This is a genomic window from Hydrogenophaga sp. PBL-H3 (assembly GCF_010104355.1).
Classification (GTDB): domain Bacteria; phylum Pseudomonadota; class Gammaproteobacteria; order Burkholderiales; family Burkholderiaceae_C; genus Hydrogenophaga.
Genome location: NZ_CP044972.1, coordinates 3,054,205 through 3,069,677, shown reverse-complemented (window position 1 = coordinate 3,069,677; position 15,473 = coordinate 3,054,205). Strand labels below are relative to the sequence as shown.

The 15,473-nt window shown below is 61.8% G+C and carries 12 protein-coding genes; 5 read left to right on the top strand and 7 right to left on the bottom strand.

Annotated features, from left to right (window positions below; genetic code table 11):
* Window positions 1-11 precede the first annotated feature (11 nt).
* The 5 genes from F9Z44_RS14170 to F9Z44_RS14150 all read left to right on the top strand — a co-directional run bounded on the left by F9Z44_RS14170 (window position 12) and on the right by F9Z44_RS14150 (window position 7,544).
* Window positions 12-980 carry a TRAP transporter substrate-binding protein gene (locus tag F9Z44_RS14170; protein ID WP_159607180.1) on the top strand — a complete coding sequence of 323 codons (969 nt, stop codon included), beginning with the start codon at window positions 12-14 and terminating at the stop codon, window positions 978-980.
* A gap of 64 nt (window positions 981-1,044) precedes the next feature.
* Complete coding sequence (locus F9Z44_RS14165) at window positions 1,045-1,578, top strand: TRAP transporter small permease subunit (protein WP_442907290.1); 534 nt, start codon at window positions 1,045-1,047, stop codon at window positions 1,576-1,578.
* A 12-nt stretch (window positions 1,579-1,590) separates the two neighbouring features.
* A complete protein-coding gene (locus F9Z44_RS14160; protein ID WP_159607176.1) occupies window positions 1,591-2,901 on the top strand; it encodes a TRAP transporter large permease in 1,311 nt (436 codons plus the stop codon).
* A gap of 182 nt (window positions 2,902-3,083) precedes the next feature.
* Window positions 3,084-3,935: a TRAP transporter substrate-binding protein gene (locus F9Z44_RS14155; RefSeq protein ID WP_236574140.1), complete on the top strand. Its 852-nt coding sequence runs from the start codon at window positions 3,084-3,086 to the stop codon at window positions 3,933-3,935.
* 12 nt (window positions 3,936-3,947) lie between these two features.
* A complete protein-coding gene (locus F9Z44_RS14150) occupies window positions 3,948-7,544 on the top strand; it encodes a hydantoinase B/oxoprolinase family protein (RefSeq protein ID WP_159607172.1) in 3,597 nt (1,198 codons plus the stop codon).
* 109 nt (window positions 7,545-7,653) lie between these two features.
* Here F9Z44_RS14150 and lapB read toward each other — a convergent pair whose 3' ends face one another.
* From lapB to pheA, 7 genes are all read right to left on the bottom strand, one after another.
* Window positions 7,654-8,799 carry a lipopolysaccharide assembly protein LapB gene (gene lapB, locus F9Z44_RS14145; protein ID WP_159607170.1) on the bottom strand — a complete coding sequence of 382 codons (1,146 nt, stop codon included), beginning with the start codon at window positions 8,797-8,799 and terminating at the stop codon, window positions 7,654-7,656.
* Window positions 8,789-9,094, bottom strand: coding sequence for a lipopolysaccharide assembly protein LapA domain-containing protein (locus F9Z44_RS14140; RefSeq protein WP_159607168.1), 306 nt, complete (start codon window positions 9,092-9,094; stop codon window positions 8,789-8,791). Before F9Z44_RS14140 ends, lapB begins: the two co-directional genes overlap by 11 nt.
* 59 nt (window positions 9,095-9,153) lie before the next feature.
* On the bottom strand, window positions 9,154-9,474 hold the full coding sequence (locus tag F9Z44_RS14135; protein ID WP_056275700.1) for an integration host factor subunit beta: 321 nt from the start codon (window positions 9,472-9,474) through the stop codon (window positions 9,154-9,156).
* 94 nt (window positions 9,475-9,568) lie between these two features.
* Window positions 9,569-11,254 (bottom strand): 30S ribosomal protein S1, encoded by a 1,686-nt coding sequence (rpsA, locus tag F9Z44_RS14130; protein ID WP_159607166.1) that lies wholly within the window; start codon window positions 11,252-11,254, stop codon window positions 9,569-9,571.
* 184 nt (window positions 11,255-11,438) lie between these two features.
* Window positions 11,439-13,457, bottom strand: coding sequence for a bifunctional 3-phosphoshikimate 1-carboxyvinyltransferase/cytidylate kinase (locus F9Z44_RS14125; protein ID WP_159607164.1), 2,019 nt, complete (start codon window positions 13,455-13,457; stop codon window positions 11,439-11,441).
* Between the two features lie 35 nt (window positions 13,458-13,492).
* A complete protein-coding gene (locus F9Z44_RS14120; RefSeq protein WP_159608733.1) occupies window positions 13,493-14,371 on the bottom strand; it encodes a prephenate dehydrogenase in 879 nt (292 codons plus the stop codon).
* The gene (gene pheA, locus F9Z44_RS14115; protein ID WP_159607162.1) at window positions 14,371-15,468 is read right to left on the bottom strand and encodes a prephenate dehydratase; all 1,098 of its coding nucleotides are present in this window, start codon (window positions 15,466-15,468) and stop codon (window positions 14,371-14,373) included. The genes F9Z44_RS14120 and pheA overlap by 1 nt, the downstream gene beginning before the upstream one ends.
* Between the last annotated feature and the right edge of the window lie 5 nt (window positions 15,469-15,473).

Sequence of the window (15,473 nt, the reverse complement as noted above, 5' to 3'; positions counted from 1 at the left end):
AGGAGCCAACGATGAAAAAGATGTTGTTCAGCCTTTCCTTGATCGCCGCCGCCGGCGCCGCTTCGGCTCAGACCACCAAATGGGATTTGCCGTCAGGCTATGGGCCCAATACCTTCCAGGTGCAAAACCTCGCGCAATTTGCGGAAGACGTCGACAAGGCCACCGCAGGCAAGCTCAAGATCACGGTGCACCCGAATGCATCTTTGTTCAAAGCCAATGAAATCAAGCGTGCCGTCCAGTCGGCGCAGGTACCGGCAGGCGAGTTCATTCTCTCGGGCGCGTCCAATGAGGCGCCTGTCTTCGGCGTGGACTCCATTCCCTTCCTCGCGACCAGCTATGTTGAATCGCGGCGCCTCGATGCTGCTTCGCGTCCCTTGCTGGTCAAGACGCTGAACGCGCAGGGCATGAAGCTGCTCTACACCGTGGCCTGGCCACCCCAAAGTCTGTACTCCACCAAGCCCGTGAGCGCGCTCAAGGACCTCAAGGGCACCAAGATGCGTGCATACAACCCTGCAACGTCATTCATCGCCACCGCCGTTGGCGCTCAGCCGGTCACCATCCAGTTGGCTGAATTGCCGGCTGCGCTGGCGACGGGCGGCGTGGACAATTTTCTGACCTCCAGCGCCAGCGGTGTGGACAGCAAGCTTTATGAAGGCGCCAAACACTTCTACGCTGTGGCCGCCTGGCTGCCGCGCAACGCTGTCGTCGTGAACCAGAAATTGTTTGATGGACTTGACAAACCCACCCAGGATGCTGTGCTTCAGATGGCGGCGGTTGCCGAGCAGCGCGGTTGGGCCACCAGTGAACGCAAAGATGGTGAGTACATCAAAGAGTTGACGGACAAGGGGATGAAGGTCGATGCGTCCGCTGACGGTCTCAAGAAAGAGCTCAAGACCATTGGCGAACGCATGACAGCCGACTGGATCAAGCTCGCCGGCGAGGACGGCAAAGCCGTGATCGACGCTTACCAGCAAAAGTGATCCGGCCATGAACTCAAGTACCGTTGCCGAGACCGGACAGCACGCCACCAACCGCACGCCCATCCTGCGGCGCGCGCTGGACAACGCCTATCGATGGGCGGGGGCGCTGGGTGCAACCTGCGTTGCGTTGATCTGCGTTCTGATGATCGTGCAAACGTTGGGACGTCACTTTGGCTTTCCGACGGGGGCCATCAACGATGTGGTGGCGTGGCTGTGCGCGGCAGCGGCCTTTCTCACCATGGCGCATGCGTTCAAGCATGGCGACTTTGTGCGGGTCACCCTGGTGTTGGAGAAGGTGTCGCCTGCCACCCGTCAGCGGCTTGAGTTCATGTGCTTGGCGGTGGCCGCAGTCGCCGTTGCCTATCTCGCCTGGTGGGCCTGTCGATTCACCTACGAGAGCTGGCAGTTCAACGAACTTGCACAGGGCTTGTGGGCTGTCCCGATCTGGATTCCCCAGATGAGCTTTGCGTTGGGTTCGTTGCTGTTTCTGGTGGCGGTCCTTGATGAATTGGTCATTGTGGCCCGTGGCCACGTACCCACCTTTGTGCGACTGGTGCAAGAGCGCCACGCCAAAGGCGATTTTTCTTCAGATCTTTGAAAGAGCGCAGCCATGGACATCCTTGCCATTGGTGGATTTCTCCTGTTCCTGATGTTGTTGTTGCTGTCTGGTGGTGTGTGGATCGCGATGACTCTCGCCATTTGCGGCTGGGTGGGGCAGGCGTTTTTCACCAGCAGCCAGCCGGGTCTCAATCTCTTCTCGGCGTTCTGGGAGAGCACAGCGAGTTGGGAGTTGGCCGCCTTGCCGCTCTTCATCTGGATGGGTGAGATCCTGTTTCGCACCAAACTCAGCGAAGAGATGTTCTCGGGGCTGGCACCCTGGTTGAATCGTGTACCGGGTCGCTTGTTTCACACAACCATCCTGGGTTGCGGCATCTTCGGTTCGGTGTCGGGGTCTTCGGCGGCCACGTGTGCGACCATTGCCAAAGTGTCCCTCCCGGAGTTGCAAAAGCGCGGCTACAACGAGAGCATCGCGATCGGTTCGCTGGCCACAGCGGGAACGTTGGGGATCCTGATTCCACCTTCCATCACCATGGTCGTGTATGCGGTCGCAGCCGATGCATCGATCATCCGCATCTTCTTGGCGGGCTTCCTGCCTGGCCTGCTGCTCATGGGCTTGTTTTCAGGCTATATCGCATGGTGGGCACTGCGCAACAAGGACCAGATGCCCCCCCATGAGAAGGTCACCACCTTCCGCGAGAAGCTCCATTTGTCGCGCAATCTCGTGCCCTGTGCCTTGTTGATTGTGTTCATCTGCTGGTCACTTGTGGCGGGCTGGGCAACTGCGACGGAGTGTGCCGCGTACGGCGTGGTGGGGGCATTGGCGCTGGCTGCCTGGAGCAGGTCCCTCACGTGGACCAACTTCACAGAGAGTCTGGGAGGGGCGACGCGCACCAGCTGCATGATCATGTTCATCCTTGCTGGTGCGGCGTTCTTGACCAAGACCATGGCCTTTACCGGTATTCCGCGTGAACTCGCCGAGTGGGTCGATGCCATGCATCTCTCACCCTACGCGTTGATCGCTTGCCTGGTGGTGGTGTACCTGGTGTTGGGCACGGCGCTGGACGGTATCAGCATGATCGTGCTCACCGCAGCGGTGGTGATGCCCATGATCCAGAAAGCGGGTTTCGATCTGGTCTGGTTCGGCATCTTCGTGATTCTGCTGGTCGAGATTGCCGAGGTAACCCCACCCGTGGGCTTCAACCTGTTTGTGTTGCAGAACATGACTGGCAAGGACAGTACCTTGATTGCCAAGGCGGCTATTCCCTTCTTCTTCTGTCTCGTTGCCTGCATCGCCTTGATCACGGTGTTTCCTCAGATCGTTACCGCAGTTCCCGACGCCTTGATGGGCGTGGCGAAATGATGCGAACTGGGTCAATCATGATCGCGTTGCCAGACCTGCATCGCTGAGAGCACTCCATGAAAATTCAATGTGCGGCGGCTGCATTCGCAGTCGCGTTGGCGCAGCCATGCCCAGCGCAGCAAGAAATCACATGGCAACTGGCCACCGGTTACCGTGCGGACTCGTTTCACACGCAGAACATCGTGCAGTTTGCCGGTGATGTAGAACAGGCAACGGCGGGTTTGCTGCGCATTGAGGTGCGTCCCAACAACACGATGTTCAAGCTCGGCGAAATTCGCCAGGCAGTGCAGGAGGGCAAGGTGCAGGCCGGGGAGACCATCATGACCAGCATGGTGGGTGAGATCCCGATTGCGGGTGCAGATGCCATTCCCTTCGTGGTTCATAGCTATGGCGATGCTCGCCGGCTCTGGAATATTCAGCGACCTCTGGTCGAGAGGCACCTTGCGTCGCGAGGGCTAAGACCTTTGTACGTTGTGCCCTGGCCACCACAGGGTTTGTTCACCACGCATCCGGTGCGCTCCGGGGTCGACTTCAGGGGTACGCGCATGCGCACCTACAACCAGTCCACCGTGCGTATCGCCGAGATGCTGGGGGCTTCGCCGGTGGACGTGCCCATGGTGGAGATCAATCAGGCTCTTGCCAGCCGAAAGGTTGACAGCATGATCACCTCGGCAGTTACCGGCGTGGAAAACCGTGTGTGGGATCAGATTGCCTTCTACTACGGCATCAACGCATGGTTCCCCAAAAACATCGTGTTCGTCAATGCCAAGGCATTTGATGCCTTGCCAGCCACAGCCCGCGAAGCAGTCACCCAGGCTGCGGCGCGCGCGGAGAGACGTGGCTGGGCGCTGAGCGAGACCGTGGCCAACGAATCCACCCAGGAGTTGCAGCGCCACGGCATGAAGGTTGGCCGCATACCAGCCGAATTCGAGGCTGAACTCAAGCGTCTGGGTGAAAAGTTTTCTCGCGAATGGGTGAAGTCGGTGGGCAGCGAGGCCAACCTGATCTTTGTCCCTTACTACCTTCAACGTTAAAGTCCAAAAATCATGCAAGACAACACCTCTCCACTGGGCAACCGCTGGCAATTCTGGATCGACCGAGGAGGCACCTTCACCGACATCGTCGCCAAGAAGCCCGACGGCTCACTCATCACCCACAAGCTGCTGTCTGAGAACCCAGAGCAGTACCGTGACGCGGCTGTGGCAGGCATTCGCTATTTGCTGGGTTTGAGGTCTGGCGAGCCCGTGACACCTGCGCTCGTGGAGTGCGTGAAGATGGGAACTACCGTGGCCACCAATGCCCTGCTGGAGCGAAAAGGTGAGCCCACGCTGCTTGTGACCACGCGTGGCTTTCGCGATGCGCTGCGCATCGCGTATCAAAACCGCCCGCGTCTGTTCGATCGCCGCATCGTCTTGCCCGAGCTGCTGTACAGCGAAGTCATTGAAGCCGAAGAGCGCATCAGTGCGCACGGCGATGTTCTGCAGTCGCTGAATGAGGCGGCATTGCGAACTGAACTGCTGTCGGCTTATGCAGGTGGCCTGCGCAGCGTGGCCATTGTGTTCATGCATGGTTACCGTTTTATTGCGCATGAGCAGGCAGCCAGCCGTATCGCGCGTGATGTCGGCTTCACACAGGTGAGTACCTCGCATGGGACCAGCCCCATGATGAAGTTCGTCAGCCGCGGCGATACGACGGTGGTCGACGCCTACCTCTCGCCCATCCTCAGACGCTATGTGGAGCAGGTGGCCGGCGAGATGCCAGGTGTCAAGCTGTTCTTCATGCAGTCTTCCGGTGGGTTGACCGACGCGCGTGCCTTTAATGGGAAGGACGCCATCCTCTCAGGCCCGGCCGGTGGCATCGTGGGCATGGCCCGCACAGCTGGCCTGGCGGGGCAGGACAAGGTGATCGGCTTTGACATGGGAGGTACGTCCACCGACGTTTCACACTACGCGGGGGAATTCGAGCGCGAGTTTGAAACCCAGGTGGCGGGCGTTCGCATGCGAGCGCCCATGATGAGCATCCACACGGTGGCCGCTGGAGGAGGGTCCATCCTGTCTTTCGACGGTGCGCGCTTCCGCGTTGGCCCCGAGAGCGCAGGCGCCAACCCCGGGCCCGCCAGCTACCGCCGCGGAGGCCCCCTGGCGGTAACCGATGCAAACGTGATGACAGGGAAGATCCAGCCGCGCCACTTCCCCAGAGTCTTCGGTCCCAAGGCCGACGAGGCGTTGAGCCTGGAAGCCGTCCAGGCGCGGTTCGGCGAGTTGGCCACGCAGACCGGGCGACCTCCCGAAGAGGTGGCGGAGGGCTTCATCAACATCGCGGTCCAACAGATGGCCAACGCGATCAAGAAGATTTCTGTTGCCCGCGGTTACGACGTCACGCGCTACACGCTGCAATGCTTCGGCGGAGCGGGCGGGCAACACGCCTGCCTGGTTGCTGATGCATTGGGCATGACGCGCGTCTTTGTACATCCGCTCGCCGGTGTGCTCAGCGCCTACGGCATGGGGCTGGCCGATCAAAACGTGATTCGTGAGCAGGCGGTGGAGTTACCGCTGGCGGTTACCTCCCTGCCTCTGATCGCTGAAAAGCTCGACGCGTTGGGCGCGGTGGCGCAAGCGGAGCTGGAGCGCCAGCAGGTGAACGCGGGTGAAGCCAAAGTGCACTACCGGGTGCATGTGCGCTACGAAGGTAGCGATGCTGCGCTGGTCGTGCCATTCGGGGACCTCGCCACGATCCAGGCTGGCTTTGAGGCCGCCTACCGCCAACGTTTCGCTTTCCTGATGCAGGGCAAGCGCCTGGTGGTGGAAGCGGTTTCAGTGGAGGCGGTGGTGGCTGGCGATGCGCCCGACGAACCTCGCTTCGAGACGCATGAGCCTCGCGAAGTCCCGCGGCGTGAGACCGTGCGGATGTACTCGGGAGGCCAATGGTTGGATGCCGCACTGGTGGTGCGCGAGGATTTGCGCCCGGGTGACGTGATTCCGGGTCCCGCGATCATTGCCGAGAAGAATGCAACGACGGTGGTGGAGCCCGGTTGGGAGGCTGTTCTGACCGCACTTGATCACCTCGTTCTGGACCGCCGTGTGCCGCGCACGGTGACTTACGCCGTGGGCACCACGGTAGATCCCGTTTTGCTGGAGGTGTTCAACAACCTGTTCATGAACATCGCCGAGCAGATGGGGCTGCAACTGCAGAACACGGCCTACTCGGTCAATATCAAGGAACGACTTGACTTCTCGTGCGCGTTGTTCGATGCCGAGGGAAACCTGATCGCCAATGCGCCGCACATGCCTGTGCACCTGGGCTCCATGGGCGAGAGCATCAAGACTGTGATACGGGAGAACTCCGGCACGATGCAGCGTGGTGATGTGTACGCGCTCAATGACCCCTACCATGGAGGCACCCATCTGCCAGATGTGACCGTGATCACGCCTGTGTACCTCGGGAACAAGCCCACGTTTTTCGTGGGCTCGCGCGGCCACCACGCCGATATTGGCGGTACCACACCAGGCTCCATGCCACCGTTCTCCACGCGCATTGAACAGGAAGGCGTGCAGATCAATAACGTGAAGCTGGTTGACCGTGGCGTTCTGCTCGAAGCCGAGATGGTGGCGTTGTTGCAAAGCGGAGAGTTCCCATCTCGCAACCCGCAGCAGAACATGGCCGATCTCAAGGCCCAGATCGCCGCCAACGAGAAGGGCGTGCAGGAGCTGCGAAAGATGGTCGAACAGTTCGGCCTGGACGTGGTGCAAGCCTACATGCGCCATGTGCAGGACAACGCCGAAGAATCGGTGCGACGCGTGATCACGCGACTCAAAGACGGCACTTTCACCTTGCCGCTGGACAACGGCGCGCAGATTCAGGTGTCGGTGCGGGTGGATTCCGCGCAACGCAGCGCGGAGATTGACTTCACTGGAACGTCGACCCAGCAACTGAACAATTTCAACGCCCCCACTGCAGTGTGCATGGCCGCTGTGCTCTACGTGTTTCGCACATTGGTTGATGACGATATCCCGCTCAACGCCGGATGCCTCAAGCCGCTGAAGGTGATCATCCCTGAAGGCTCCATGCTCAACCCCAACCCGCCGGCTTCGGTGGTGGCTGGGAACGTTGAAACTTCCAGCTGCATTACCAATGCCTTGTATGGTGCCCTGGGTGTGATGGCGGCGAGCCAATGCACCATGAACAACTTCACCTTCGGCAATGCGGCCCACCAGTACTACGAAACGATCTCGGGCGGCAGTGGCGCTGGGGATGGTTTTGAGGGCACGAGCGTGGTGCAGACCCACATGACCAACTCGCGCCTGACCGACCCCGAAGTGCTGGAATTCCGCTTTCCGGTCAGATTGGAAAGCTATGAAATCCGCAATGGCTCGGGTGGTGTTGGCCAATGGCACGGTGGTCACGGAGGGGTGCGGCGCGTTTGTTTCCTCGAAGACATGACGGCCAGCATCCTGTCCAACGGTCGCCTTCACGGTGCTTTTGGCATGGCTGGCGGCCGTGCCGGCCAAGTGGGCATCAACCGCGTGATGCGCGCTGATGGGAGCATCGAGGAACTGGGTCACATCGGCCAGGCCGAGATGAAGCCCGGCGACATATTCGAGATTCACACGCCGGGTGGTGGGGGCTACGGAACACTGCTGTAGGTCCGAAGCTTGGTGCAGTGGCGCAGGGCAGCTGCGGAGCTGTCTCTGTCATACCTCGGATGTTGCCCTTCCCTGGACAGGGACGCAGCGCAGGCGCGGCGCGGGGGCGTCAAAGCTCTTCGACTCGGCGCGCGGGGTAACTGTCCCAAGTCTGGCAGCCAGGGCATTGCCAGAAATGCTGGCGTGCTTCGAAGCCGCAGGCTGCGCATCGATACCGCCGCAACGGCGCGCTGGCTTGCTCCAGCGCCTGCTGCACCCTCGCTTGCGCACGCTCGCTAGACAGAGTCTCTCCCGCCAACCACTGCGCGGTGATGACCAGCGAGGGCTCGCGTTCGAGGTGACTGAGGTAGCGGTTGCGCACCGCCTCAGGATCAAGGCTCAGACTGGCCAATGCTTGGGTGATGTCGATAGACGGCGCACGCTCGTGGCTTGCCTGCAGGACCTCCAGCGCTTCTGCCTGGCGTCCGGTCTGGCGCGCCAGGTCGGCGAGTGCTTGAGCCGCCAGCGGCAGCCCTTGTGGCGCATGCTGGTTGAGGCGCAGCAGGGCTTCCATTGCGCCCGCCACGTCGCCAGCCTGTACTTTCAGTGTCGACAATGCCATCCACCCACGCGCAAGCTGTGGGGCGCACTGTATGGCTTCTTCCAGCAGGCGCAATGCTTGAGCACGATCGTTACTCCGTTGGGCGATATCGGCCTCTTCACAAAGATAGTGTGCCAACCGCGTGGAGAAGCTGCCTTGATCGGCGGCCTCCAGCCGTTGGGCGATCTGCTTGGCCCGCGGCCAGTCGCGTGAACGTTCGTAGATGCCCAGCAATGCCAACAAGGCTTCGCCCTCGAAAGCCGAACCCTGTAGTTTGTTGAGCGCAGCCTCGGCGCGGTCCAGCAGTCCCGCCTTGAGGAAGTCCAGGGCCAGAGCATGTTGTGCGCGGTCGCGGTCCTTGTTGGTGATGTCGGCGCGCGAGAGCAAATGCTCGTGCACACGGACGGCGCGGTCATAGTCGCCGCGGCGCCTGAACAGGTTGCCCAGCGCGAAGTGCAACTCCGCTGTGTCAGGATCGCCTTGCACAGCTTCAATGAAGGCGTCGATCGCTTGGTCCTGCTGTTCATTGAGCAGGTGGTTCAGGCCGCGAAAGTAGGCCTTGGGTGCCTGACGACTTTCCATGCGCCATTGGCGGAGATCAAGGCGCGAGGCACCCCAGCCAGCTGCAAATGCCAGGGGAAGGCCCCACAGCAGCCAGGTGAAATCAAAGTCCATGGCGGCGGTCGTTGGGGTCAGGAAAAAGGGTGGAGTCTGCGTCGAATGAGGTACTCGCTGGGGTGGCTGATGCGGCGCCACGCCGCGAGCGTTTGGCCCGCAGCCACAGTGGCAACATGACCAGCACACCCAGGAACACGCCAAGCACGAGTGCGACTAGGATAACGAGCACCAGCGGTGCCTGCCAGCTGGCACCAAAGAACAGGTTGAGCGTCACGCTGTCCTGGTTGTTCAGCGCAAAGGCGAACAACACAAAAAAAATGGCTGCGTTGAGCAGCCACATCAGGTATTTCAAGTCGTCCCCTTTGTGGTGGGACGATTGTAGCGATCAGGTCGCAGCCGAGGCTGCGACCATCACGTCGGTTTCTTGGGTTCGCGCCCGAGAATTTCAGCTGTCTTGGCATCCACTTGCTCGCGCAAGGCCTTGCCCGGCTTGAAATGCGGTACACGCTTTTCAGGAATCATCACGCTTTCACCAGAACGCGGGTTGCGTCCCACGCGGGGGGATCTGCGATTGACCGAAAAACTGCCGAAACCGCGGATCTCGATTCGGTGGCCTTTGACCAGTGCATCACCCATGGCGTCGAGGATGGCCTTGACGGCAAACTCTGCGTCGCGGTGGGTCAGCTGGCCGAATCGGCTGGCCAACGCTTCAACGAGGTCGCTGCGGGTCATGTGTTCGGATTTGGGCTTGGGCATTCAAGGACCGGCACCCAGTCAGGCCACACGCCGTGAGGCGTGCGTTTGACCAAAGTGCCAGCAATTGTGCTTAGCCGTTGTTGTTGTCCAGCTTGGCGCGCAGCAGGGCGCCCAGGCTGGTGGTGCCGGCACTTTCGCGCGAGGACTGCTGGCTCAGGGTCGCCATGGCTTCCTGCTGGTCAGCGGCGTCCTTGGCCTTGATGGACAACTGGATGTTGCGTGTCTTGCGGTCGATGTTCACCACCACGGTGGTGACTTCGTCGCCTTCTTTCAACATGTTGCGTGCATCTTCCACACGATCACGGCTGATTTCGCTGGCGCGCAGATAGCCCAGAACGTCTTCACCCAGGTCGATTTCAGCGCCCTTGGCATCAACGGTCTTGACCTTGCCGGTCACGATGGAGCCCTTGTCATTCACCGACACGAAGGTGGTGAATGGGTCGCCGTCGAGCTGCTTGATGCCCAGGGAGATGCGCTCGCGCTCCACGTCGATGGCCAGCACAATTGCTTCGACTTCCTGGCCCTTCTTGTAATTGCGCACGGCGGCTTCGCCGGTTTCGTTCCACGACAGGTCGGACAGGTGAACCAGGCCATCGATGCCGGCAGCCAGACCCACAAACACGCCGAAGTCGGTTATCGACTTGATCGGGCCTTTGACGCGGTCACCGCGCTTGGTCGCTTCAGCAAACTCGTGCCATGGGTTGGCGCGGCACTGCTTCATGCCCAGCGAGATGCGGCGCTTGTCTTCGTCGATGTCGAGCACCATGACTTCAACTTCGTCGCCCAGCGACACCAGCTTGGATGGCGCAACGTTCTTGTTGGTCCAGTCCATTTCAGACACGTGCACCAGACCTTCGATGCCTGGCTCGAGTTCCACGAACGCGCCGTAGTCGGCGATGTTGGTGATCTTGCCGAACATGCGGGTGCTTTGTGGGTAGCGGCGGGCCACGCCCATCCAGGGGTCGTCGCCCATTTGCTTCAGACCCAGCGAGACGCGGTGCTTCTCGGTGTCGAACTTCAGAATTTTGGCGGTGATTTCCTGGCCGGCCTGCACCACTTCGCTCGGGTGGCGCACGCGACGCCATGCCATGTCGGTGATGTGCAGCAGACCGTCGATGCCACCGAGGTCCACGAACGCACCGTATTCGGTGATGTTCTTGACCACGCCGTGAACGATGGCGCCTTCTTTCAAGGTGTCCATCAGCTTGGCACGCTCTTCGCCCATGGAGGCTTCCACCACCGCGCGGCGGCTCAGCACCACGTTGTTGCGCTTGCGGTCGAGCTTGATGACCTTGAACTCCAGGGTCTTGTTTTCGTAGGGGGTCAGGTCCTTGGTCGGACGGCTGTCGACCAGCGAGCCCGGCAGGAAGGCGCTGATGCCGTTGACCATGACCTTGAGGCCGCCCTTGACCTTGCTGGAGGTCGTGCCGGTGACGAATTCACCCGACTCGAGTGCTTTCTCCAGGGACATCCACGAGGCCAGACGCTTGGCCTTGTCGCGCGACAGCAGGGTGTCGCCGAAACCGTTTTCCACGGAGTCGATGGCCACCGACACGAAGTCACCAACCTGCACTTCGAGTTCACCCAGGTCGTTCTTGAATTCGGCCAGCGGCACGTAGGCTTCCGACTTCAAACCGGCGTTGACCACCACGTGGCTGTGTTCGATGCGAACAACTTCGGCGGTGATGACTTCACCCGAGCGCATCTCGGCGCGTTTCAGGGACTCTTCGAACAGGGCGGCAAAAGATTCAGACATTGAATTTCCTATAACCACTCAGCGTCGGCGCATTCAACCGGTTTGATTCGGTTTGCGCAGGGATCGACGTGTGGGTGGTGTTGACGTTGCGGTGCGAAACACCGCGGGGTTGGTTGAAAAGAACCGTCGGGCATGCGGGCTGGGAGCGCCCGGCTGTGCCGTCAGGGCCGTTTGTAAAACGCTCTCAGTTCCCTGAGAACGCTGTTTTGCCTTGCCACCAGTTCATCACCACTTGCACCGATTGCTCGATGCTCAGTTCAGAGTTGTCCAGTTTCAAGGCATCTTCGGCTGGCTTGAGGGGTGCGTGCATGCGGGATGAGTCCCTCAGGTCACGCGCTTTCAGGTCTGCCAAAAGACTGTCGATGTTAGCAGCAATTCCCTTTGAAATCAATTGCTTATGGCGCCGCTCGGCGCGCTGGTCGGCGGTGGCCGTCAGGAACACCTTCAAGGTCGCGTCCGGGAAGATCACCGTGCCCATGTCGCGCCCATCCGCCACCAGGCCGGGCAGACGCCGGAAGCTCAGTTGAAGGGCGTGCAAGGCGGCTCGCACCGCCTGGTGTTCGGACACCCTGGATGCCATGCCGCCGGTGGATTCCAGGCGGAGCGGGTCGGTGATGTCGCGGCCACCCAGGAACACTTTGTGGTCGCGGAAGGACAGCGGCAGTTGCGCGGCCAGGCGGGCGAGGGCGGGTTCGTCGTCCAGCGGCACGCCCGCGTCCTGCGCTGCGAGCGCCGTTGCCCGGTACAGCGCGCCGGAGTCCAGCAGGTGATACCCCAGACGCTGCGCCACTTCGGAGGCCAACGTGCCTTTGCCGGATGCCGTGGGTCCGTCAATGCAGATGACGGGGATGGCCTGGGCAGGTGTGGTGCACACCTCGAACAAGGTCTCGAAGTAGTCGGGGAACGTCTTGGCCACGCATTTCGGGTCTTCAATGCGCACCGGCAGGCTGGCGGGGTTGAAGGCAGCCAGCGAGAAACACATGGCCACACGGTGATCGTCGTAGGTGTGGATCGATGCTGCTCGCCAGTGCTGCGTGCTCGGCGGTGGGGTGATGCGGATGAAATCGGCGCCTTCTTCCACCGTGGCGCCCAGCTTGCGGCACTCGATGGCCATGGCTGCGATACGGTCGGTTTCCTTGACCCGCCAACTGGCGATGTTGCGCAGGGTGGTGGTGCCGTCGGCATACAGAGCCATCACGGCCAACGTCATGGCCGCATCCGGAATGTGGTTGCAGTCCAGGTCGATGGCTTTGAGTGGCCACGCGCCGCGCTGGATGTGCAGGCGGTTGGCTTCGCCTGCGATCTCGGCGCCCATGAGCCGGGCGGCTTCGACGAACCGGATGTCGCCCTGGATCGAGGCCTGGCCGACGCCCTCGATGGTGATGCCCTTGGTGCTCTTTGCGATGGCGCCCAGCGCAATGAAGTAGCTGGCGGATGAAGCGTCACCTTCCACCGGTATGCGTCCCGGGGAGCGGTAGCGGCTGCCGGCGGGAATGGTGAAGCGTTGCCAGCCGTCGCGTTGCACCGTCACCCCGAACCGCGAAAGCAGATTCAGTGTGATCTCGATGTAAGGACGCGAGATCAGTTCGCCCACGACATCAATGACCACGGCTTGTTGCTGAGCCACCAGCGGCAGGGCCATCAGCAGCGCTGTGAGGAACTGGCTGGACACGTCGCCGCGCACTCGGATGGGTCGGTCGATGAGCAGCGCAAGGGGGGAGCCCGTGCCGAGCTTGAGCGGCGGGTAGCCCTCCTGGCCCAGGCAGTCCACGGCGCAGCCAAGTTGGCGCAGGGCATCCACCAGATCACCAATGGGCCGCTCGTGCATGCGCGCCACACCACTGAGCTCGAACTCGGCACCGTGTGTGGACGCCAGCAGGGCCAGGGCGGCGGTGAGCGGGCGCATGGCGGTGCCGGCGTTGCCCAGAAACAGCCGCGCTTGTCGCACCGGGAGCAAACCGCCCAGGCCACGCACGCGCAAGGCGCCATCGGGCTGTGGCTCGATCTGGCAGCCGAGCTGGCGCAGGGCGTCCAGCATCACTTGCGTGTCGTCGGAGTCCAGCAGGTCGGTTACATCGGTGTGGCCCTCGCTCAGGGCAGCGAGCAGCAACACCCGGTTGGAGATGCTCTTGGAGCCCGGCAAGCGCACGGTGCCGCCGGCGGTGGCCAGTGGGGGAATGTCGAGGAACGGAATGGAGTACATGTGCGGTGACACGAGAACGCCGCAGCGGGCGTCGCTCAGCTCTGGGGCTTGATGGCAGTCATGCGCCAATGGGCGCGCGCACTGCTGGCTTGGTCAATGAGGGTTTCCAGCGCGTCTGGATTGTCGGCATTGATGGCTGTTTCCAACGCATGCAAAGCCCGCTGGAAAAACCGGGATTGCGCCAGGAGTTCTTCGCGGTTGGACATGAGGATGTCCCGCCAGATGGCTGGGTCGCTGGCGGCAATGCGTGTGAAATCACGGAAGCCAGGGCCTGCCAGCGACAGGAAGTCTGCCGCCTGTTGCTGACTCTGGATGCCGTTCATCAGCGCAAACGCAACCAGGTGGGGCAGGTGGCTCACCGCTGCGTAGGCTGCATCGTGCGCCTCGGGCGACATTTGCTTGACGTGGCAACCCAGGGCAGTCCAGACCTTGTTGGCATTGTCCAGTTGTGCCGTGAGCGTGCGCTCGATCGGGGTGAGGATGACCTGGCGTCCGCTGTACAGATCGGGGTCGGCATGCTCCACCCCCGCGAGCTCCTTGCCAGCGATCGGATGCGCGGGCACGAACACGCCCACCTGGTCCTTGAGAACGCGTCGTGCGGCGTCGATCACTTCGCGCTTGGTCGAGCCCACGTCCATGATCAGCACGTCGCCGCGCACCAGATGCCGGATGGCTTTGAAGGTGGCCTCGGTGGCCGAAACGGGTACAGCGAGCAGCACGAGATCCGCGCCCGACACGGCCAGCAGCGCGGAGGGTGCCTCGACGTCGATCACACCCAGCTGGCGTGCCCGCTCGGTGGTGGACGGCGACTTGCTGTAGCCCACCACGCGCTTGACCAGACCGGCGCGCTTGAGGGCCAGCGCGAACGAGCCGCCCATCATTCCGCAGCCGATCAATCCCAGTTGTTCAAACATCATTCGTTCACCGGGTACGCGCCCAGCACCTTGTAGAAAGCGCACAGGCCTTGCAGTTCTTGGAGAGCGGCTGCTACATGAGGCTGCGAGGGATGGCCCGCGATGTCGATGTAGAAGTAGTACTCCCACTGCCCGGACTTCGCTGGCCGTGATTCGAAACGTGTCATCGAAACGCCGTTGTTCTTGAGGGGCACCAGCAGGTCGTGCACCGCGCCTGGCCGGTTGGGTACCGACACCACCAGGCTGGTGCAATCGCGTCCCGACGCGGGTGGCATGGCCAGCGTCTGGGGCAGGGCGATCACGGCAAACCGGGTGCGGTTGTAGGCCTCGTCCTGAATGGCATGCGAGACGATGTGCAGTCCGAACTGGGCCGCGGCGCGTTCACTGGCGATGCCCGCCCAGGCCGGGTTGGTGGCAGCGAGTCGAGCGCCTTCGGCGTTGCTGGAGACGGCTCGCTTCTCGGCCTTGGGCAGGTGCTGCGAGAGCCAGTTCTGGCATTGGGCCAAGGCCTGGGGATGCGCCATGACCACTTCGATGCCGTCCAGCGTGTTGAGCTGGCGCAGCAGGTTGTGACGCACCAGCAGGCTCACTTCGCCCACCACGTGCACGGGCGAGCGCAGGAAAAGATCCAGCGACCGCGCCACCACGCCTTCGGTGGAGTTCTCCATGCCGACCACGCCAAACTGCGCGGTGCCGGCGGCGGTGGCGTGGAAAACCTCATCGAAGTCGGCGCAATAGATCAGGTTGGCCGCGCTACCGAAGAATTCGATGGCGGCCTGTTCGCAGAATGTGCCTTGCGGGCCGAGCACGGCAACGCGCTGCGGCGCCTCCAGCGCGAGGCAGGCCGACATGATTTCGCGCCAGATCGAGGCCACATGTTGGTTCAAAAGCGGGCCCTGGTTGGCGCCCTGGATCTTTTCAATCACCTGGGCCACGCGGTCCGGCCTGAAAAAGGGCGAACCTTCTTGCCGCTTGATGACGCCGACTTCCTCGGCCACGCGCGCACGCTGGTTGAGCAACGAGAGCAACTGCTGGTCCAACGCATCGATCTGGACACGCAGAACTGCCAGGGCATCTGACTGGGTGGGTTGGGTCATGTCTT